This is a genomic window from Pleomorphochaeta caudata, assembly GCF_055395745.1.
The window spans coordinates 2,056,873-2,078,764 of sequence record NZ_AP042458.1 but is presented as its reverse complement, the minus strand read 5'-3'; the positions used below and the strand labels follow the sequence as shown (position 1 = coordinate 2,078,764).

Genomic DNA, 21,892 nt, shown 5'->3' with positions numbered 1-21,892 from the left:
AACCTAACCCTTTGTACCGCTTAATGCAATTCCTTCTACGAATTGTTTTTGTAAGAATACATATAAAATAAATGGTGGTAGGAATGTGAAAGTTGAACCAGCCATAACTAGACCATAGTTTGTTGAATAAGACCCCTTTAAAGCAGCAACTGCAAGTGTTAATGTTTTCATTGCAGGTTTTGATGCAATAATTAAAGGCCATAAGAAATCATTCCAACTAGTAATAAATGTAAATATAGTTAATGAAACTAATACAGGTTTTACAAGAGGTAAAACAATTGAAACGAAAATTCTATTTTCTCCACAACCATCAATTCTTGCTGCATCTAATAAATCATCAGGAACCCCAACCATAAATTGTCTTATTAAGAAAACACCAAATGCATTAATGATTGGCAAAATCAAAGCAATATAAGTATTCATTAATCCAAGATTCTTAATAATAACAAAAATTGGAATCATTTTAACTTGGCCAGGAATCATCAAAGTTGCTAAGTAAATTGCAAAAATTTGATCTCTAAAAGGGAACTCTTTTTTTGCAAATACATATGCAGCCATTGAACAAATGATAGCATTTAATACACAAGAAGATACTGTAACTATCGTTGAATTTTTCAAATTTACCAATAAATTAAAGCCATCAATAACTCTAGTATAGTTAATTAAACTATAAGTAACATTAGAAAAATTTAAATCAAGAATATCTTTTTGTGTTAAAGATATCATTGCCATATATAAAAAAGGGAAAACAGCTACTATTGCATTTAATATTAGAAATACAAGTAAAATATAATAAATAACAGTTTTTTTATGTTGTTTAATCATTATTTACTCTCTCCTTTATCACTCAAAAATTTCTTTTGCAATGCTTGAAGAATCACCACAAGGACAAACATTACAAGTGCAATAGCCGCTGCATACCCCATATTGTAGCTCTTAAATGCAGCATTATATATTGTAAGGACTAAGGTAACCGTGGACATACCAGGTCCACCATTAGTCATCGTATATACCATATCAAATACTTGGAAAGACCAAATTGTTCCAAGTGTAACAATCAAATATGTAACAGCAGACAATGAAGGTACTGTTATATGACGAAATTGTTGTAAAGCAGATGCACCATCTACTTCAGCAGCTTCATATAATTCTTTTGGAACATCCATAATACCTGCATAGTATATTACTAAGAAATAGCCTACATTTTTCCAAACTGTAGCCATACAAACAGATAATAGAGATGAATTTTTACCACCCAACCAGTTTACTGATGGTAGATGTAGAAAATTCAATATAGAATTCATTAATCCAAAAGGTTCTAGAAAAATAGACCATAAGGTACCAACTAATACAGCTGAAGCAATTACAGGAATAAACATGGCACTTTTTATAAATTCACCAACTTTGTTTCTAAATCTCCCTGCTAAAATTGCAGCAATCACTAAGGCAAAGATGGTTTGTAAAGGCACTGTAACCACAGTAAAAACAAGAGTATTTCTTAAAGATGCACCAATATATGGATCCTTTAACATCCTTAAATAGTTTGTTAAACCTACCCATTGTGCAGGTTGTATAACATTAAATTTTGTAAAACTATAATAAATATTCATAAATATTGGTATTACGGAGAATACACTTATTAATATAAAACTTGGCAATATATACAAATAACTCATTATAGCATCATTTTTTTTCTTCATTGACCACCCCAATAGAAAATATGCTAGGGAAGGAAATTCTCCCTTCCCTAATCAGAAAATATTCAATTAAAGAACATTTGTAGAATATTCAACAGTTCTATCAATTGCTTCTTCAGGTGAGATTTCTCCCATCATCATTAATTGTAAGTTCTTACAAAGATTATCAAAGATTGTTGCTGAAGCTTTTGCTACAGGTAATGTGTGGAAATAAGGTGTATCATTTTCATACATATCTTTGAATGCAGGATAGTCATTATATTTTTCAGTCTTTGTAATAGGTGTAAATGGTGAGATTTCAGTATGGAATCTTGTCATAATTGGAGCAGAAGTAATTTCTTTAATTAAAGAAGCAGCTAATTCTTTGTGTTCACTAGCACTGTTCATAATTAATGAGTCAGAAGCTACCCAAATACCTTTAGTTGTTTCTTTTAATGAAGGGATAAATGTCCAATTTAGACCAGCATCAGTAAAGCTTTTTGCTTTATTTGCACCAATACATGCAAATGCTACATTACCTTGTCTAAAATCATCAGTTACGTTTGTAATACCCAATTGAGCTTCATCAATAATATCATATTTAAATCTTAAGTCATGTAAGAAATTAGCAGCTTTATAAGCAGCATCTGTATCTGTTAGAGCTAATTTAGTGCCTTCATCATTATAGATTTGTCCACCAGCTTGCCAGAAATATGGGAAGAAGTTGTCATCTAATAAACCAATAGATGGATCAGCCCATGATTGAGCAAAAGGCATTACGCCAGGAACATTTTCTTTAATTTGTACACATGCATCGATAAATTCATCCCAAGTTTCTGGTAATTTAGTAACACCAGCTTGATCTAAAATATCTTGGTTAACATACATAATACGAGCATTACCTACAACGAAAGGAAGACAATATTGACCACCCATCATATTACCTTGTGCCCAGTAATAATAGTTATCTTTTTCTTCTTGAGTAAAATATTTGTCTAAATCTTCTAGAGCACCCATTTGGATATAATCATAGAACATTTGCATATACATATAACCAACATCTGGGCCATCACCTGAAGCAAAACCTGTTAAATATTTTTCTTCATAACCACCCCAAGGAGTAATTTCAATTGATAAATTAACGTTATTTTCATCAGCCCAAGGTTGAAGAGCTTCACTCCAGAATTGTTCATCTAATGAATCACCAGATGCAAATGGAGGTAACCATAATAACATATCTGTTTTTTTAACTTCTTTTGTTGAGCTTTCACTTGTTCCATTTGCAAATACTGCAGTTGAACCAAGAACTAAAGCTAATAACAACATTGCAATAACTTTTTTCATATATTTTCTCCTTAATATATTTTTATTTATTCGAATTTTATCCAAACTAATAAAATCAAATCAATTTACAATTTTTTAGTTTTTATTTTTTACCATTAACATTTTTTTAACTATCAATAAAATAATTCTTTATATATAAACAAATTAAAATTATTTTTTAAAATTATATTTTTATTTTTTAAATATGCATATTTTTTTATAATTTATGTATATTTATTTAAAAGCTTAATTTTTATTAATTTATAATTTTTACAATCTAAAAAAATATTAATTATTTACAAATTTTTAATTCAAATATTTAGTAATAATTAAATTTGCAAGTATTGATTTTTTTGATATTTTTTACTATTTTATTAATGTACCCTTTAGGTAAAACTAAGGGGGTGTACCGGTCTCGACTGGCGTAGATCAGGCTATTGGCTGCAAGCGGAGCGCCAACTCCTAAAACTAGCAACAAACAATAACTGCAAAAAAAGACGAAGAATACTTCGAAACTGCAGAATACGCTTTCGCTGCTTAATTGTAGCTTGCGTACAAGTAATATAGAGTGCCGCTCTTAGCTCTGTAATACTTGTAAGACTCAAGAGCTTACTTTTGTAATTGCCGACGATACAAAAGGACAACTTAGTTGGCTTGAATAAAACAAGGTTTGTTAATGATCTGAGTTTTATTGACATTTAATCATTGACTAAGCTTGTAGACGTCAATGGGTGGCACGTTAGGACGGGGGTTCGAATCCCCCCACCTCCAAATAATAACCATTCTTTTATTAGAGTGGTTATTTTTTTTATCCAAATTCAAATTAATATATTGTTAAATATTAATTATTTTGCATTTCAATTAAATACTGTTATAATAAAGATATATTTACTAAAAAGGGATAATAATGACACGAGAGACAAATAAAGTATCAATATTAATAATTGTTATTTTTTTAATTCTAATACTTATTATAAAAAGTTATTATTTTTCAAGACCAAATTATTCCTTTAGAATCTATTACAATAAAATAAACTCTTCAATTATTAATGATATGGGGAACTATGATATTAATATAGTTGAAGCCTCTTTTTTTACAAAAGAAGATGTAGATATTATTCATTCTAAGAATTCAAAAGTAATAGGATATTTATCATTAATTGAAATAGGCAGTTGGGATTTAACTTTAAATCAAAAATTAAAAGATGAAGATTTCTTAAAAGATTCTAATAACAAAAGACTTATGAACTTAAGTGAAAATAATTATTTAGGAAATCTTTTTTCTGACAATTTTAAAAATGCATTATTAGATATATTAAAAACTAGAATAATCGATAAAAACATGGATGGAGTTTTTTTTGATACTCTAGATTGGATTGATTACTATAAAAATGATACTACAATTTATAACCAATTAATTACAGGATATAAAGATTTCATTAAACAAGTAAAAGAGCTATATCCTAAATTGATGATTATACAAAATAGAAGTTTCACATCCTATAATAATTTTAGTAAAAAATATGTAGATGGATTATTATGGGAAAACTTCAACTCCCCTTACATAGAAAATGATGAAACTGAAATTAAAATGCTTAAATCTATAAAAAGAAATTCTTTTCTTTATAAAACTAACATCTTCGTGCTATCATTTATTAATGAAGATATTAATAGAGAATTAAGTAAAAAGTTAAAATGGAATTTTCTATTTAGTCAAATGGAAAAAAGATATTCAAATTGGGACGTTGAAACTAGATAAAGAGGTAAAATGAAATATAGAAAAATCATTATTAATTTATTATTAATTTTATTACTTATTACATCTTGTTCAAAACAAAATGATGTAATTGATACTACAATCGCAGATAACTCACAAATTTATGATAACTCATTAAATAATAATGTTAAAGAAATCTATGTAACAGTTTTACCTCCTAAAGCAAATGAAGATAGATATAATTTTACTTTTGATGAGCTTAATGCTGATTTAACTGATCCAATAAGCAATTTAGATCCAGAGGTTAAAATAATATTCCAAGAAGGCAAGAACGGAGAAATAAGTAAAAGTGATTATGGATTTGGACTAACTCAATATAATGCTACAATGGAACAAAGAGGACAATCAGCAAGACTATCCCCACTTAAATCTTATAAAATTAATTTAAATACAAAAGCCCCTTGGGATGGATATGTGACTGTAAATTTAAATAAGAACCCTTTTGATGATTTAAGAATTAGAAACAAATTAGCCTTTGATTTGATAAAAGATATTCCAGATATAACAAGTGCAAGAACCCAATTCATACATCTTTTTATTAAAGATTATAGTGAAGAAAATTACTCTAATGATTTTGTTGATTACGGGTTATTTACCCAAATAGAAAACATTGATAAAAAATACCTTGAAAATCATAATTTAGATCCTAATGGCACTTTATATAAAATAGAAAATTTTGAATTTAAGAGATATGAAGATATTATAATGGATGTAGATGATTCTGATTATAGTAAAAAAGCCTTTGAAACCATATTAGAAATAAAAGAAGCAGATAACCATACAAAATTAATCAGCATGCTGGATGCTGTAAATAATGATAATATAAATATAAACAAAGTAATTGATACCTATTTTGATAGAGAGAATTTCTTAACTTGGTTAGCCTTAAATATAATAACAGATAACGTTGATACTCAAAGTAGAAACTATTTCCTTTATAGTCCTTCACAGTACAATATTTGGTATTTTATACCTTGGGATTATGATAAAGCATTAGGTGGTTATGAAGATTTTAGACCTATTTGGCAAAAAGGAGTTTCTAATTTCTGGGGAAATACTTTAATTAATAGATACTTAAGAAATGAAGAAAATAGAGAAGAATTAACCAAAAAGATAGAAGAAATCTCAGAAATAATTGATCAAAAAGAAATAGATAAATATGTAGATTTATATAAACCTATTTCACTAGAGTTTTTAACTAGATATCCAGATTCTTCAATTAATAAGTTAAGTGATGAAGAAATAAACACTGAAATTGAAAAATTAAGGAAATCAAAAGATGTTAATATTGAAGAATATTATAAGAGCCTTCAAAGACCTATGCCAGTCTTTTTATATACACCATATAGCACTGGTAATTTCTTAGAATTCAATTGGAGTGATTCTTTTGATTTCCAATCAGATCAAATCTATTATGACTTCCAACTTAGTGACTCTCCTCATTTTGATAATATTTTATTAGAAAAAAAGAATTTATTAGATAATGAGTTAATAATTGATAATTTACCTGCAGGACATTATTTCTACAGAGTTTTCATTAAAGATAAATATAATAACACATCAGATGCTTTTGATATTTATTATGATAGAGCTACCCTAACATATTGTTATGGGGTTAAAGATTTTTACTCTAATTAGGAGCATATATGAAATTTAGACATGAACATAAATTTTTAATTGAATATGATACTTATTTGAGTATAAAAAATGCTCTAACAAAAGTTATGCAATTAGATCAAAACTCAATTAAGAACGAAGGATACCATATTAGGAGTCTTTATTTTGATGATGTTTATGATAATGCATTATATGAAAAATTATCTGGAATATCAGAGAGACAAAAGTTTAGAGTAAGAATTTATAATTATTCTGATAAAAGAATTAAATTAGAAGTTAAGAAAAAATATCAAGATTATACAAATAAAATTGGAACAACTATAACAAAAGAAGAATATACAAAACTCTTTCAATGCGATGTTAAAGATTTTGCTTTCTCTGATAATTTGGTAAAAAGAAATTATTACCTTGAAGTTAGGAACAATTTATTAAAGCCAAAAGTAATAGTAGATTATTACAGAGAAGCTTATGTTTTACCATATAATGAAATAAGATTAACTTTTGATAAACAATTATCAGCAGCTAATCCTTGTATGAATATATTTACGGATAAAATCACAACTAAGAATTTACCTAAAGAATATTCTCGAATCTTAGAAGTTAAATACAATAACTTTCTACCGACACATATTAAAACAATACTTGAACAATATAATCTAACTAGATTATCAGTATCTAAATATTTGTTGTGTAGAAATATTATTCAATAAGGAGTTTTTTTAGATGAACGATGTAATTGGGTTTAATGATATTATTAAAAATAGTGTTATAGAATCATCTTTTTTAGGCAACTTTACTATAAAAGATATAGTGAGTGTTATAGTAGTAACATTATTGGTTAGTCTATATATGTTTTATATCTATAAAAAAACTTATAGTGGAAATGTATATAGCCATAAATTTAATGTATCTCTTGTATTAATGGCTTTAATAACTTCTGAGATTATAATGACCATTAGTTCAAACCTTGTATTATCCTTAGGTATGGTTGGTGCATTAAGTATCGTAAGATTTAGAACAGCTGTAAAAGAGCCTTTAGATATAGTATTTATGTTCTGGTCAATTGCAATTGGAATTACCACCGGAGCAAGATTATATGCTCTATCAGCTATTAGTTCTTTATTAATTGGGTTAGTTTTAATAGTCCTATTAAAATATAAAAATACAAACAATGTTTACCTATTAATAATTCATTATAATTTAGAAGCAAATGAAAAAGTATTATCTGAACTAAATAAACTAAATTATAAAATGAAATCTAAAACTGTAAATCATGGAATATTTGAATTAACTCTTGAAATTAAATTAATTGGAATAAGCACTGAATTTATTGAAACTCTATCAGAAATTGATGGCGTCTCTAATGTTTCATTAATTAATTATAATGGTGAATTTGCACAATAAAATAGAGGTGATTTTTTGAAGAATGAAGAAAATATAACCAATAAAACTTTAATATCTATTCTTGAAACTCTAATAATAAATATCATAGTTTATTTGATATTTTATAGTAGCCAAGCGAACCAAGAAGTATATTTATTCTTAAATCCACATCCATTACTAATTCTGACTATTATAATAGCACTTATATATGGAATGAGAAGAGCTTGTATATCAGCATTAATTTCAAGCATATTTTATATAGCTGTATTTCTAAAAACAAATGGAGATATACTTATATTTTTATCATATTTCAAATACTACAAATATCCCCTATTCTTTCTTTGGATGGCAATTTTAATTGGTGCATTTAAAGATAATCATGACAAAGAAATAGATAAAATAAATGAAGAAATTGAAATTATTAAAAATGATAATCTCTTATTAGAAAATGATGTTAATTTATTAAATAAAATACAAAGCGAATTAAAGAAACAAATTATTAGTTCAAATGAAAGTATAATGAGTTTATATGATATAGCAACTAAGTTAGAATCTTTTGAAATTGAAGATATATATACTGAAACAGTTGGTATTTTAAAAAAATATTTAAGAGCAACTAGTGTATCTCTATATACTGTAGATTATGAAAATATGTATTTAAGACTAAAAATATCTTATGGAGAACCTCAAGAAAGACAACTATCAATTGATGCAAAAAATTGCAATTGGTTTATTAAAATTCAAGAAGAAAAAAGAGTTATTAAGCATGCCCTATTTGAAGAAAATAATAAAGATTTACCTTTAATGTCAGCACCCCTAATTAAAAACAATCAAATTATAGCAATTGTAAATATAAGGGATATGGAATTTGATAGCGTATCAGAATATGCTTTTACCTTATTTCAATTAATAGTTGATTGGATAAATAGAGCCTTAGAACAAGCCACATATGTTGAAGAATTAGAAGGAAATAAATATATAGAGAGTACTTCTTTAGTCAAAGCTAGTTACTTCAAAAAGAGAATTGAAATTGAACAAAGAAGAAAAAAAGAATTTGGAATGGATTATTGTCTCTTTAGTTATAGAGTAAAAGACCTAACTCTTGAAGAAATAAATAACACAGTTAAAAACACATTAAGAGGCGTTGATTTAGCTTATTATAATATAACAAGCAATTCTTTAACTTTCCTTCTCCCTGCTACAAAACAAGAAAACAGCTATTACATTCAAGAAAAGATTATTAAAAATTTTGATAACAAACTTGAAGCTATAGAATTAAAACCTGTGGAGGTTTAATGAAATATATAATTTATGTATTATTAATGATTTTAGATATCTTATTATTTGTTTTTCTTTTCATATATGAAGAGTATCTATTACCTATATTAATATTACATATTATTATTTATACAATTTCTTGGAAACTTTATATTACATTTAAATTTACAACAGATGCTATTCCTTATTCAATTATATTATTTATGCCTATTTTAGGAATCCTTATTTTATATTCATTTATTTTTAGCATAAATCATTTCTTTAGTGACAATGAAATAATATCAGATTATGAAAAAATGCTTTTAGGATCGGATACAAAAACAAGATCAAGAAAAGTCGATTATGCTAAAGAAATAAAAACTATGAGCTATCTAGATCTATTACCTTATATTGATCCAGAAAAGAAAAAAGAGATTTTAATTGATTCGGAGACCACATTAAAAAGAAATAATGCAATCATCTTAAAAAAGGCTCTTGAATCAGATGATAAAGAGGTTCAACACTACTCCGCTACTTTATTAAATAGTAGCGAAAACGAACTCATTAATAATATTAGTTATTTAAGAGATAAATTTAATGAAACAGATAATGATAAATTTTTAGATCAATTAGCTCAGGCATATAAAGACTATTTAGACTCCTCTCTTATTGAATCTGATAGTATTAATATTTTCAGAAAAGAATATATCGATGTTTTAAATAAAAAATTAACAAGAGGAACTTATTCAATAAACACATTAACAAAATTAGTTGATACTTACCTTGAAATTAAAGATATTTATAATGCAAATATAATGAACCAAAAAATTAAAGATGAATTTGGAGAAAATGATAACTATAAAATTAATAAATTAAATATTTTCTTTGAAGAAAAAGATTTTAGTCAAATTAACAAATATTTAAATAGTTTAGATGAAAATGATTTTAATAATAATAATAAACTAAAAGAAATTAAAGATTTCTTTAAGAAGGAGGCCTAAAGATATGACAATATGTATGGTTGCTGAAGGCTCCTACCCTTATATTGCTGGAGGGGTTTCTAGCTGGATAAATCAAATAATACTAGCTTTCCCAGAATATAAATTTAAAATTGTTACAATTATGCCATCAAGAAAAGAAGAAATTGAATTTAAATATAAAATTCCTGAAAATGTTATACAAATCGAAACTATCTTTTTAGACGACTATGTAAAAATAAAGCATAAAAAACATGTTAAAAACCCGATTTTATCCGATGAAGAACAAAGAGAATTAAAAAAACTAATTAGAATTGATAGACAAGTTGATTGGGAATTTATTGTAAAATATTTTAATAAAAAACATGTGGGAACTTGTATCGATTTTTTACAAAGCAAATTCTTCTTTGAAGAAACTATGAAATTCTATGAAGAAAACTTTGCTGATGAAGTCTTTAACAATTTCTTTTGGACTATAAGAAATATGTTATTGCCCTTAATATATTTAATTCAAAAAAAAGTAGTAACAGCTGATATATATCACTCAGCATCAACGGGTTATGCAGGAATACTTGCAACTGCTTATTCAATAAAAAACAATAGCCCATTTGTATTATCAGAACATGGTATTTATGGTAGAGAAAGAGAAGAAGAACTATTAAAAGCTAAATGGGTTGTTGGAATTTATAAAAAATTTTGGATTGATTTCTTTTATTCCATTTCTAATGCAGCTTACCAAAGAGCAAGTACTGTAACATCATTATTCCAAGCAAATAGAGAAATACAAATCAAACTGGGTGTTAATAAGAGAAAAACTGTCGTAACTCCGAATGGTATAAATTATGAAAAACTAGGAATTGAGAAAGTAGAACATGAAGGAATAAATGTTGCTTCAATTCTTAGAATTGTACCAATTAAAGATGTTATGACTATGATAAGAGCTTTCAGCTTAGTAAAAAATAAAAGGCAAGATATTAAATTCTACCTTATTGGTCCAGCTGAAGAAGACAAATCATATTATGAACAATGTAAAAATTTAATTAAATTATTAAATTTAGAAGATTCAATCATTTTCACGGGAAGAGTAAATATTAAAGAATATTTAGGAATGATAGATATATTAGTTCTAACATCTATTTCTGAAGGACAGCCATTGGTAATTTTAGAAGGTTGGGCAGCAAAAATTCCTTTTGTTTCAACTGATGTAGGTAGTTGCAGAGATTTATTAGAACAAGATAAATATGAAGGGCCATGTGGAATAGTAACAAAACTAGCTTCCCCTAGTGACACCGCTGGGGCAATATTAAAACTTATAAACAATCCTGAATTAAGAAAAGAAATGGGAGAAAATGGATTAAAAAGAGTAAAAAGATTATATAATGATAAAGTTTTGATAGATAGTTATAGAAAAATTTATATTAAATTATTTAATAGAAAAAATAAGTGTAATAAGGGTTAATTATGGCAGGTATTGGTTTTACATTAAAAAAAATGTTTCAAAAAGAGACCTTTTCTAATAGGGCCTTAGCTTATTTATATTCTTCATTTATTGCAGCAGGGCCTTGGATAATAAGTGTTATTTCAATTAACGCCTTATTAATGATTATGCAAATTTTAGATGTAATTGCAGTTGAAAGAAATTTATTTTCTGCAACTATTGTTTATACCTTTTTATTCTCACAATTATTAATTTCCCCTATTCAATTACTTATAACTAGATATTTATCTGACCAACTATATGAAAAGAAATACGAAATGATTAGACCAACATTTATTGGAATTAATAAAATAGTTTTCTTTTTATCATTAATAATTTGTACAATTTTTTATTGGAATAAACCAATTCCAATTTATTACAAAATTTTTTCCTCTTATTTATTTATAATATTGTCTACCATTTGGATTTTAATGATATTTTTAAGTGCTATTAAAAACTATAAGTTAATAATTAAAGCATATTTATTTGGAGCCTTGGTTACTATAGGATTATTATTTTATTTAATAGAAAACCCTATTCATTTTAATGAATATCAAAGCGCAACTAATTTTTTAATTGCTTATTTATTAGGGTTAACTACTACTTTAGTATTTTTCCTTTATAGTTTTTTTTCAACTTTTGAACATGGGTCAATTTATGAATTTGATTTTATAAGATATTTTAACAAGCACTTTTCTTTATGCTTAATTGGTATATTTTATACTGCGGGGTTATGGATTGATAATTTAATAATGTGGTTTAGTAAATTTGAATTAACAATTTTAGATACATTTAGATTTGCACCCTACTATGATAATGCTATATTTTTATCATATTTAACAACTATACCTGCTTTAGTTTTATTTTTAGTATTAATTGAAACCGATTTTTATTTAACATATAAACAATATTTTGCTAATGCTAATTCTCCAGTTACTTTAAAAGAAATAAAAAAATCAGAAAATAAAATGAAAAAAACTTTAAGTGATAACCTTTTTTTCACCTTCTTTACTCAGCTCCTAATCAGTGTGACAATTGTATTGTTATCAACACAAATTTTTAACTTTTTAAGCATCAATTATATGATTAGAGATATATTTAAAATTACTACAATTGGCACATTATTTAATATAATGAGTTTTCTCTTAATTTTAATATTTTTATATTTTGAAAGAAAAGAAAATGCTTTATTTGTTGCTTTTAGTTTCTTTATATTAAATGGTATATTCACATTAATATGTAAGTTCTTACCTATTGAATATACTGGATTAGGATTTACTTTAGCTTCATTTATTTCTTTCATGATTGCATCATATATATTAAAAAAGATTCTAAAAGAAATAACCTATACAACCTTTGCACTTCAACCGATTTATATAGCTGAAGAGAAAGGTATTTTCGTATCAATTTCTAAATTTTTTAATGCTTATCTATTTAAAAAGGACAAGCAAAAACAAAACTATAAAGAAGCTACTAAAAAGTAATTTTATTTATTTTCTAGATATATAGCAGGTTTAATATCTAACAATTTTGTTTTATTTAAACAATCCAACCCTTTTACGTATATAATACCTTTATCAAAATCAATATCAACTATTGGTAATATTGCAACCCCAATTGGATTTGGTCTATGAGGTGATCTTTTAGCAAATATTCCTAAATCTTTATTATGAGAATGAGGGCATTTTTTAATTGAGTTTGATTCAATAGTCGAATCCTCTTTATCGCCTAAAAAATATAAAACCATTATTTTTTGATCTATTTTTAATCCTCTAATTTCTGTTTTTAAATCATCATTAATAAAAAGTTTACATAAAGGTCCATTAAAACTAATATTTTTAGGACATTCTGCTAATGAGTTATATGGAGTTTCTATATAACCAATAAAATTAAAATTCTGTGACATTTTTTCTCCAATATTATATTAAATAAGAAGTTAATAATTCTTCTATATAAAAGTTAACAACAGGTAACAAAAAGGTCAACAAAATATGTACATAAATATTTATTTTTTTTATCTCAAAGAATATTTTGAAAATCCTAAAATATTATATTAGATTAACTTATTTCTCTAAAAGTACAGTAAAATCAAATTTATAAGGAATTTTATACTTAGCTTTTACTTCAGCTCTTAATGTATCGTTAACTTCTATTTTTCTATCTTTAGCCAATTTAAGAGTTAAATATTCATAATATAAATAAGGAAAAGGATTTTCCCCTTCTCTAATATTTGCAATTTCTCTATTAAACAAACAGAATTCTAAATTATCTAAATCATTAAATTTTGCACTTATAAAAGCTAAATCAAGCAATAAATTATCAGATATTGATAGAAGGTTATTATCGACTTTATATAGGATTTCTTTAGCCTTACTAAGTTCATTGTTTTTTAATAAAATATTTGAATACTCTTCAAGAATATATAAATAATTTTTTGTATTTTTATTTGATAAAGCTTTTTCATACCATTTATAGCAAATTTTTAAATCATTTTTTATTTTATAGATAAAAGCAATATTTCGGCAAACTAAACTATTTGAATTAACTTTTTCTAATGCAATAAATTCTTTGAGAGCTTTATCATAATTTAATTTTTCACATTCAATACAAGCATTTAAGTATTTAGTAAAATTTGTATTATTGTTTTCTAATAACTTTTGATACGAAATTGAAGGATAATCAAATTCAATATTTTCATAATCTAAATCTAATGAATTATTATTCAATAAACTTAAAAATATCTTTTGCTCATTTTTAATTGTATCTACATCAAATTTAAAAGCTGCTGGCAATTGTAAGTTTTTGATTGTTTTATCAAAATAACAAAACCCAGATCCTTTATGTAATATCTTATCTGGTTTAATTTGTGAATACAATTCAAATTTCTCATTTAATTCATTGATATCATTATTTCTTGCAACTTTTTTTACTTGTTCTTTTATGTAATTAAAAGCTAAATCATAATCGTCATCTTGGGCTATTTGTGAATCAACTGATATACCACAGAAAGCTTGTGTAAAAGAAAAGCTAGATAATCCTGGCAATATTTCTCCATGTAATTGGCTTGGAGCAACTCCAGCTTGAGCCTCAAAATATTCGCCAGTTGAGGAAGGAGATAAAAAACTTTCCCAATGCTTGCCGCCTTGTTGTTCTCCCCAACAAAACATTTTTCTATAACCTAATTCATTAGTAGAAAAATCTAAAAATACATCGCCATTTTCTTCAACTGTAGCTTCATATGGTAACTCATTTTTATTACAAGCAAAGAAATACTCATTACTATAAGGAAATCTTTTTGGATAGGAAATATCTAAACTTGGTAACTTATCAACAAATGGTAATGAAATATAATCATAACCTTTTTTATTATCTTTTAAGAAAGGATTTAAAAATAATGCATTTTTTGTATTAGAAAAAACTCTAGTATAATCAGTTTTTCTTAATGCAACATTAGTCCAACAGTATAGAGAAGTATCTTTTTGATTTAAATTATAAATCTTTACTTTTATATATAGAATTTTACTATTTTTAGGAAGATGAAAATCAATATGCCAATAAATTTCATGCATTCTTTCAAATTCATATATTCTTAAAAAATCATTACCTTCTAAATCTTTCTGCACTGACACAAAAACATCGTCACTAGTGGTTAAAGCATGCCCATATTGACCTATATTCCATTCGATACCACCAGAAAACCAAGCATCTCTTATAGCCAAATTCCCCATTTGAATATTTTCATTTGCAAATAAAAGTTCTCTATTTTTTTCTTTATCAAATAAAGAAATAAGTCTTCCCCCTAAAGTTGGTAAAAAAGTTGCTTTTAAAAAATCATTCTCTAAAATTATAGATTTTAATTCTGCTTGATTACATTTTCTATCATATCTATCTTGTTTCTTATACGGATAAACTCTTTTCCCGCATTCATATCCTAATAATCTAGAAAATTCTTTTGGAACTGTTTCTGAATTAATAACTTCAAAATTCGTTTTACTATCTCTAAATATTGGTAATGGATTTTCACCTATAACCAATGAAGCTTTACACTTATATTTTGATAAATACACACTCATTTTATAAAACCTATTGATTCCTTTTGTTTTTATAGTTATAGTAGTCGAGGTTTGTATATCTGTATATGTTTTAAAAGATATATTATTTGCACAATAGAACATTACTTATTATATGTCCTTCTATTAAAAAACTAGTAAAATCCCTTATAAATCCTTAAAAAACCCCTATTTTATTATTTTGTCCAAATTATTTACGGAATCGTATAAATACAAATTTTAACTTTGGATTAAATACTTTAAATAGGAATAATCACCACAAGGAGGGATTATATGAAAAAAATTAAAACATTTTTTGTATTGATTTTAATTGTTGCTTTTGCATCCCCTATTTTTGCAAACGGAAATTCAGAAAAGAATGATTCAGAGAAAGTTGTTTATTGGTCAATGTGGAACGAAGCTGAACCACAGGCTCTTGTAATAGCTGATGCTGTTGAAGCTTTTACTGAAGAAACTGGTATCGAAGTTGAAGTAGTATTTAATGGTAGAGAAATTAGAAAAACATTACAACCTGCTTTAGATGCTGGAGAAACTATTGATATGTTTGATGAAGACATTGAAAGAGTTGGGAATACTTGGAAAAATTATCTTTTAGATGTTGAAGATTATGCTAATCAAGTATATCCAACTACTAATAACAAACCTTTCAAAACTCAAATTAACCAAACTCTTGTAAATCTTGTTACAGAAATCGGAGGCGGTTCTTTACATGAAATTCCTTATCAACCATCTTTATTTGTAGTAATGTATAACAAAGATTTATTTAATCAAGCTGGCATTACTTCAACTCCAAAAACTATTGATGAATTTGAAGAAGCTTGTGCTAAACTAAAAAGCATTGGTGTTGCTGGAATTACTGTAGATGATGCTTATATGGCAGCTTTCTTTGGCTATAATATGAGTCGTATTATTGGATTAGACGAAACTTTGAAAATGGTTAAAGACAATGATTTCTCAAATCCTGGTGTTTTAAGATTTGCTCAAATTTGGTCAGATTTTGCTAAGAAAGGATATATCAGTAGAAAAGCAGCTTCAAATATTTATCCTGCAGGACAAATAGAAGAAATGGCTACTGGTAAAGTTGCAATGTACTTAAATGGTACTTGGTTACCTAATGAAATTAAAGGTAATGCTCCTAACATGAATTGGGGTGCTTTTGCTTACCCTGCAATTGATCCAGCAGGCACAGGAATTAATGCAAACAATTATGGTGCACAATGTTTCGGTATTAATAAGAACTCAAAAGTTTCTTCTGAAGCTTTCCAATTAATCGTTTGGTTAACTACTGGCGAATGGGATGAAAAACTAGCTGAAGGATCTCTTGGAGTACCAATGGCTAATTCTAGCCAATGGCCTGTTCAATTAGCTGAAGCAAAACAAGTATTAGATTCAACAACTGTACGTATGCCTTGGGCAGTTGGAATGGAAGATAATCCACAAATCAACGCTAAAATTAAAGAAAATTTTGCTAAGTTAATTCTTAATCAAATTACACCACAAGAATTCTATGATAATATGAATAAATAGTTGGTCAAATTTAGTCCCACAAATTGTGGGACTAATAATTTATTTTAAGAATTAGAGGACAAAATGAAAAAAAATCGTACAATGATTATATTGTTTTTAACACCAGCATTGTTGTGTTATCTAATAGTATTTTTGTATCCCTCTATTAGAACAATTATAATGAGTTTCTTTGCAGTAGAAGGTGTTACAGATTCTATCTCTACATGGAAATTCAATGGGATTCAAAATTACGTAAATATTTTTAATACACCTTTATTTATACAATCTATGGTAAATATTGGCCGTATTTGGTTTTTTGGCGGAATTCTAGTTATGATATTTGCATTATTTTTTGCAGTATCTCTTACATCTGGAATGAAAAATATGAAATTCTTTAGATCAGTTATTTATTTACCAAATGTCGTATCTGCAGTAGCTATGGGTACAATGTGGATTAACTATGTTTATAACTCTGACTATGGATTATTACATAACTTTTTCAAATTATTACATTTAGAAAAAGCTTCACAAATTTTATGGACTGGTCCTGGCATACTTTTTTGGGCTATGATGATTGCTTATTGTTTTGGTATGGTTGGATATCATATGTTAATTTTTATCAGTGGAATTGATCAAATACCAAAAGATTATCATGAAGCAGCTGTAATTGAAGGCGCAAATGTTTTTCAAAGATTTACAAAAATAACTCTACCCTTTTTAAAAGGTTGTATCAGAACTAATTTAGTTATGTGGACAGTTTTCACTGTTGGATTCTTTATTTGGGGACAATTATTCAGTCCAGTTAATTTATCGAATGCTACAGTAGCCCCAATGAACTATATGTATGAATTGGTATTCGGAGCTTCATCAACTGCCCTTACAGTCCGCGATAGTGGTGCTGGAGCAGCAATTGGTGTAACAATGATGGTAATCGTTTTAATTGTATTTGGCTTGACAAATCTAATAATTAAAAATGATGATACGGAATTTTAGGAGAAAACTATGTCAAAAAAACTTAGTATTGATAGAAAAAATCAAATGAAATTAATCCCTTCCTATATCATTATTATAGCCTGGGTACTATTTACCTTTATAACAATTGGTTGGGTATTTTTTGCTTCCCTTTCGACATCTAGCGAAATATTTAGTGAGCATATGTTTTCTTTTCAATCTGGATTTCATTTTGAAAATTATGTAAAAGCTTGGCAAACACAAAAGGTTTCTATCTTTTTCATGAATTCATTAATGTACACCGTTATTAGCTGTACTGCAATTGTTCTAATTGCGTCTCCTGCTGCATATGTTTTATCAAGATTTAAATTTAAAGGTAATGCATTGTCACAGAACTTATTCGCATCAGCATTAGGTATTCCAGCAATAATGATTATTATGCCTTTATTTAGCATTGTTAGTTATTTAAAATTAACGAACAATAGATGGATGTTAATGTTTTTATATATTTCAATGAATGTTCCTTTTACTCTATTCTTTTTACTTTCATTCTTTAGAACGTTATCATCAACATATGAAGAAGCAGCATATATAGATGGGTGTTCCCCTATGGGAACTTATTGGAGAATTATGTTTCCATTAGTTCAACCAGGTATTATTACAGTAACTATATTTAACTTTATTACAATTTGGAATGAATATTTTATGTCATTAATTTTTGCTAACAAAACAAAAGTAAGACCAGTTGCTGTTGGATTATACAATATGATTCAATCCATGAGATACACTGGTGACTGGGGAGGCATGTTCGCTTCAGTAGTAATCGTATTTTTACCAACCTTTATACTTTACTTATTCTTATCAGATAGAATTATTCAAAGTGTAACAGCAGGTGCAATTAAAGGTTAATAAAATTAAATAACTTTCAAGAGTTGTTGCAAAAGTCTATATAATCGACTTAGTAACAACTCTTTTTTTATCTCTATCAAAAACTTCTTTTTTTAACTTTTTTGTAAATATTTCTTTAATCACTTAATTATATTCTAAAAAAACAATACGATTCTATTATTTTTTTTATATAAAATCAAACTTATTGCATATGTTGGGTACTTACTACATGTTTTATTGCTATTTAATTCGTTGTATTATAAGCATTTATATATTTTTTGTATTTTTTTGTAATATTTTTTATAATAATTGTTGACATAAGTTACAAGATATTATATAGTAAAACCATAAAGAAACTAAATAACAAAATTAATTAAAAGGAAAACAAAATTATGAAAAAATTATTAACTATCTTAGCAGCAGCTTTAATCGTATCAGCTCCAGTATTCGCAAGTATATCTTTCTCAGGTAAAACAGCAGACGTTCAATTAAAAACAAATATTGAAGAAACTCCTGTTTCTTATGAATTAGCTTATGACGGTGATGTTATTGATGATCAAACTACTAATTATGAAATTGGTGTTTTAACTTTAACTAAAGACGGTTCTACTAAAGACTTTACTGTTATTGCTACAAGTAACCTAAACAACGACTTAAGCGTATTTGTAGATGTAGTTCCTTCTACATTCCAAACAACTTTAAATAATGGTGATGATAATTATGATTCAGGCATTAAACCAAGTGTTAATACATCTAAAGAAGTAGCAACTCTAACTGCTGGTAAACACGTTGACTTATTAGTAAATAAATTTAACTTAAGCTGGAGTGGTGATGAAGATCTTCCTGCTGGTGATTATGTAAGTAACGTAAAGATTATGTACTCCATTAACTAGAACATATATATAAAAAAATAGGAAATCATTAAGAGAGTGGCAGCTTTAATAAGCTGCCATATTTTTTTGCCAATAGTATTAAATAAAAAATAGCAACGAATACCCTATAATGCAAATGTGAGCTATATTATTTATTTAATATAATATTAATTTTCTCATCAATATTTGTAGACTTCAAACATACAAAATTAAATTCTCTTACTATTTTATTATTTATTAATTCAAAGCTAGCAATATCATCACTATCTTTCATAATTGACTTATATGCAAAAGTAATCCCCAAATTGTCTTTAATTAAATCTTTTATAATCTCAAATGCACTAATACAATTTACTGAATTAAAACTGTTAATTGAATAATTCTTTTTTAATAGTTCTTGTTCAAATATAAATCTAGTACCAGAGCCTTCTTCTCTAATAATTAAATTTTGATCAAACAACTCTTCAAAATTAATTTTTTTATTGGCGAATGGATGTTCTAAACTACAAAAACCAATAAAATTCTCTTTCCTATATAGTTTATAATCATATTCTGTTTTATCAAAAACACCTTCTATTAATACAATATCTAACTCATTATTATCAACTTTTTGTAATAGATTTTTTGTATTGTCTATAATAAATGTAACTGAATAATTATTTTTAATTAATCTTTTTATTTGATCATTAATTACATAATTACCAATAGTTTTTGTAGCTCCAATTCTGATAGATTTTAAATTAGCTTGTTTTAATTTCTTTTCTAATTCTTCTTCATTATTTAAAATTATTGATAATTGTTTTTCCAATAAGATTGCTGCATCTGTTTTATATAATTGTTTTTTATCATAAATGAATAGCTTTGTTTGATAATAATCCTCTAATAAATGAATATGTTGAGTAACTGAAGGTTGAGACATATTCAACCTCTCAGCAGTAATCCTATAATTCATTGTTTTACATAAAGTTAAAAAAGTATTTATTTTATAATCTAACATATTCACCTCATAAAAATTTTTAATCAATACATCAAAAACTATTATTTTATTTTATTACTGATTTTTGATATATTCAACTTTTGTAGGAGAAAAATATGAATTTTATTAAAGAAAACTATCTTGGAATTGCTCTGGCAATATTAATTGCCCTACCTTCATACCTAATTGGAACAATGTACCCAGTAATTGGAGGACCAATAATTGCTATATTATTAGGCATGTGCTTAAATTCAATTATAAAAAATAAGGCAAAATTTACTACAGGAATTAAATTTACATCAAAGAAAGTATTACAATATGCTGTAATCTTATTAGGCTTTGGATTAAATCTTAACGTTGTATTTCAAACAGGAAAACAATCTCTTCCAATTATTATATCAACAATTTCTATCTCATTAATAATTGCATACTTACTTAGCAAGGTTTTAACTATAAACAGTAAAATTGCAACTCTTGTTGGAGTTGGATCCTCAATTTGTGGAGGAAGTGCTATAGCTGCAGCAACTACCGTAATAAACGCAGATGATGATGAAGTTGCAACAGCATTATCAGTTATCTTCTTTTTCAATGTACTAGCAGCAATATTTTTCCCTCAATTAGGAGTTTTGCTACATTTTGATACTACAAGTGGTAATGCCTTTGGTATATTTGCTGGTACAGCAATTAATGATACATCCTCTGTAACAGCAGCAGCATCAACTTGGGATAGTATGTTCCATTTATCTTCACAAACTCTAGATAAAGCCGTTACAGTTAAATTAACAAGAACATTAGCAATAATACCTATTACTTTATGCTTAGCCGCTATTACTTCAAAAAAGGAACAAACAGAAAATTCATATAGTATTAAAAAAATATTCCCAATTTTTATTTTATATTTCCTTTTAGCCTCTGTTATAACAACAATTTTATTAAATTTTGGAGTTAGTCATTCAGTATTTGCACCTTTTAAAAGTTTAAGCAAATTTTTTATTATTATGGCTATGGGTGCAATTGGATTTAATACAAATATTGTTCAACTAATAAAAAAAGGTGGTAAACCAATCCTACTAGGATTCTGCTGCTGGATTGGAATCACTCTAGTTAGCTTATTAACTCAACACCTATTGAATATTTGGTAA

The 21,892-nt window shown here is 26.5% G+C and carries 19 protein-coding genes and 1 other RNA gene; 14 read left to right on the top strand and 6 right to left on the bottom strand.

Annotated features, from left to right (window positions below):
• Nucleotides 1-3: 3 nt before the first annotated feature.
• The 3 genes from ACZ5RS_RS09710 to ACZ5RS_RS09700 all read right to left on the bottom strand — a co-directional run bounded on the left by ACZ5RS_RS09710 (nucleotide 4) and on the right by ACZ5RS_RS09700 (nucleotide 3,020).
• On the bottom strand, nucleotides 4-825 hold the full coding sequence (locus ACZ5RS_RS09710) for a carbohydrate ABC transporter permease (RefSeq protein WP_464634875.1): 822 nt from the start codon (nucleotides 823-825) through the stop codon (nucleotides 4-6).
• Nucleotides 825-1,700, bottom strand: a complete 876-nt coding sequence (locus ACZ5RS_RS09705) for a carbohydrate ABC transporter permease (RefSeq protein ID WP_464634873.1) — start codon at nucleotides 1,698-1,700, stop codon at nucleotides 825-827. The genes ACZ5RS_RS09710 and ACZ5RS_RS09705 overlap by 1 nt, the downstream gene beginning before the upstream one ends.
• A 66-nt stretch (nucleotides 1,701-1,766) precedes the next feature.
• Complete coding sequence (locus ACZ5RS_RS09700) at nucleotides 1,767-3,020, bottom strand: ABC transporter substrate-binding protein (RefSeq protein ID WP_464634871.1); 1,254 nt, start codon at nucleotides 3,018-3,020, stop codon at nucleotides 1,767-1,769.
• Nucleotides 3,021-3,399: 379 nt separating this feature from the next.
• On the opposite strand from ACZ5RS_RS09700, the gene ssrA reads away from it, so the two are divergent.
• The 9 genes from ssrA (at nucleotide 3,400) to pelG (ending at nucleotide 12,971) form a co-directional block, all read left to right on the top strand.
• Nucleotides 3,400-3,771: a transfer-messenger RNA gene (gene ssrA, locus ACZ5RS_RS09695) on the top strand.
• A 135-nt stretch (nucleotides 3,772-3,906) separates the two neighbouring features.
• The gene (locus ACZ5RS_RS09690) at nucleotides 3,907-4,758 is read left to right on the top strand and encodes an endo alpha-1,4 polygalactosaminidase (RefSeq protein WP_464634869.1); all 852 of its coding nucleotides are present in this window, start codon (nucleotides 3,907-3,909) and stop codon (nucleotides 4,756-4,758) included.
• A gap of 9 nt (nucleotides 4,759-4,767) precedes the next feature.
• On the top strand, nucleotides 4,768-6,414 hold the full coding sequence (locus ACZ5RS_RS09685) for a CotH kinase family protein (RefSeq protein ID WP_464634867.1): 1,647 nt from the start codon (nucleotides 4,768-4,770) through the stop codon (nucleotides 6,412-6,414).
• Nucleotides 6,415-6,422: 8 nt separating this feature from the next.
• Nucleotides 6,423-7,103: a polyphosphate polymerase domain-containing protein gene (locus ACZ5RS_RS09680; RefSeq protein ID WP_464634865.1), complete on the top strand. Its 681-nt coding sequence runs from the start codon at nucleotides 6,423-6,425 to the stop codon at nucleotides 7,101-7,103.
• Between the two features lie 13 nt (nucleotides 7,104-7,116).
• Nucleotides 7,117-7,797: a DUF4956 domain-containing protein gene (locus tag ACZ5RS_RS09675; RefSeq protein ID WP_464634863.1), complete on the top strand. Its 681-nt coding sequence runs from the start codon at nucleotides 7,117-7,119 to the stop codon at nucleotides 7,795-7,797.
• 15 nt (nucleotides 7,798-7,812) lie between these two features.
• Nucleotides 7,813-9,072, top strand: a complete 1,260-nt coding sequence (locus ACZ5RS_RS09670) for a GAF domain-containing protein (protein ID WP_464634861.1) — start codon at nucleotides 7,813-7,815, stop codon at nucleotides 9,070-9,072.
• Entirely contained in the window at nucleotides 9,072-10,034 is a 963-nt protein-coding gene (locus ACZ5RS_RS09665) for a hypothetical protein (protein WP_464634859.1), read from the top strand. The genes ACZ5RS_RS09670 and ACZ5RS_RS09665 overlap by 1 nt, the downstream gene beginning before the upstream one ends.
• Before the next feature lie 4 nt (nucleotides 10,035-10,038).
• On the top strand, nucleotides 10,039-11,469 hold the full coding sequence (gene pelF, locus ACZ5RS_RS09660) for a GT4 family glycosyltransferase PelF (protein ID WP_464634857.1): 1,431 nt from the start codon (nucleotides 10,039-10,041) through the stop codon (nucleotides 11,467-11,469).
• A gap of 2 nt (nucleotides 11,470-11,471) precedes the next feature.
• On the top strand, nucleotides 11,472-12,971 hold the full coding sequence (pelG, locus tag ACZ5RS_RS09655; protein WP_464634855.1) for an exopolysaccharide Pel transporter PelG: 1,500 nt from the start codon (nucleotides 11,472-11,474) through the stop codon (nucleotides 12,969-12,971).
• Between the two features lie 2 nt (nucleotides 12,972-12,973).
• On the opposite strand, the gene ACZ5RS_RS09650 is transcribed toward pelG, so the two are convergent.
• Together ACZ5RS_RS09650 and ACZ5RS_RS09645 are read right to left on the bottom strand one after the other, a co-directional pair.
• Nucleotides 12,974-13,393 carry a TrmO family methyltransferase domain-containing protein gene (locus tag ACZ5RS_RS09650; protein WP_464634853.1) on the bottom strand — a complete coding sequence of 140 codons (420 nt, stop codon included), beginning with the start codon at nucleotides 13,391-13,393 and terminating at the stop codon, nucleotides 12,974-12,976.
• Nucleotides 13,394-13,550: 157 nt separating this feature from the next.
• On the bottom strand, nucleotides 13,551-15,560 hold the full coding sequence (locus ACZ5RS_RS09645; protein WP_464634851.1) for a DUF5107 domain-containing protein: 2,010 nt from the start codon (nucleotides 15,558-15,560) through the stop codon (nucleotides 13,551-13,553).
• A 270-nt stretch (nucleotides 15,561-15,830) separates the two neighbouring features.
• Here ACZ5RS_RS09645 and ACZ5RS_RS09640 point away from each other — a divergent pair, with 270 nt between their 5' ends.
• From ACZ5RS_RS09640 to ACZ5RS_RS09625, 4 genes are all read left to right on the top strand, one after another.
• Entirely contained in the window at nucleotides 15,831-17,084 is a 1,254-nt protein-coding gene (locus tag ACZ5RS_RS09640; RefSeq protein WP_464634850.1) for an ABC transporter substrate-binding protein, read from the top strand.
• Nucleotides 17,085-17,147: 63 nt separating this feature from the next.
• Nucleotides 17,148-18,056 carry a carbohydrate ABC transporter permease gene (locus tag ACZ5RS_RS09635; protein ID WP_464634848.1) on the top strand — a complete coding sequence of 303 codons (909 nt, stop codon included), beginning with the start codon at nucleotides 17,148-17,150 and terminating at the stop codon, nucleotides 18,054-18,056.
• A gap of 9 nt (nucleotides 18,057-18,065) precedes the next feature.
• Nucleotides 18,066-18,923, top strand: coding sequence for a carbohydrate ABC transporter permease (locus tag ACZ5RS_RS09630; protein ID WP_464634846.1), 858 nt, complete (start codon nucleotides 18,066-18,068; stop codon nucleotides 18,921-18,923).
• Nucleotides 18,924-19,294: 371 nt separating this feature from the next.
• The gene (locus ACZ5RS_RS09625; protein ID WP_464634844.1) at nucleotides 19,295-19,795 is read left to right on the top strand and encodes a hypothetical protein; all 501 of its coding nucleotides are present in this window, start codon (nucleotides 19,295-19,297) and stop codon (nucleotides 19,793-19,795) included.
• A 127-nt stretch (nucleotides 19,796-19,922) separates the two neighbouring features.
• Here ACZ5RS_RS09625 and ACZ5RS_RS09620 read toward each other — a convergent pair whose 3' ends face one another.
• A complete protein-coding gene (locus ACZ5RS_RS09620) occupies nucleotides 19,923-20,771 on the bottom strand; it encodes a LysR family transcriptional regulator (RefSeq protein ID WP_464634842.1) in 849 nt (282 codons plus the stop codon).
• Nucleotides 20,772-20,866: 95 nt separating this feature from the next.
• Here ACZ5RS_RS09620 and ACZ5RS_RS09615 point away from each other — a divergent pair, with 95 nt between their 5' ends.
• Nucleotides 20,867-21,892 (top strand): YeiH family protein, encoded by a 1,026-nt coding sequence (locus ACZ5RS_RS09615; protein WP_464634840.1) that lies wholly within the window; start codon nucleotides 20,867-20,869, stop codon nucleotides 21,890-21,892.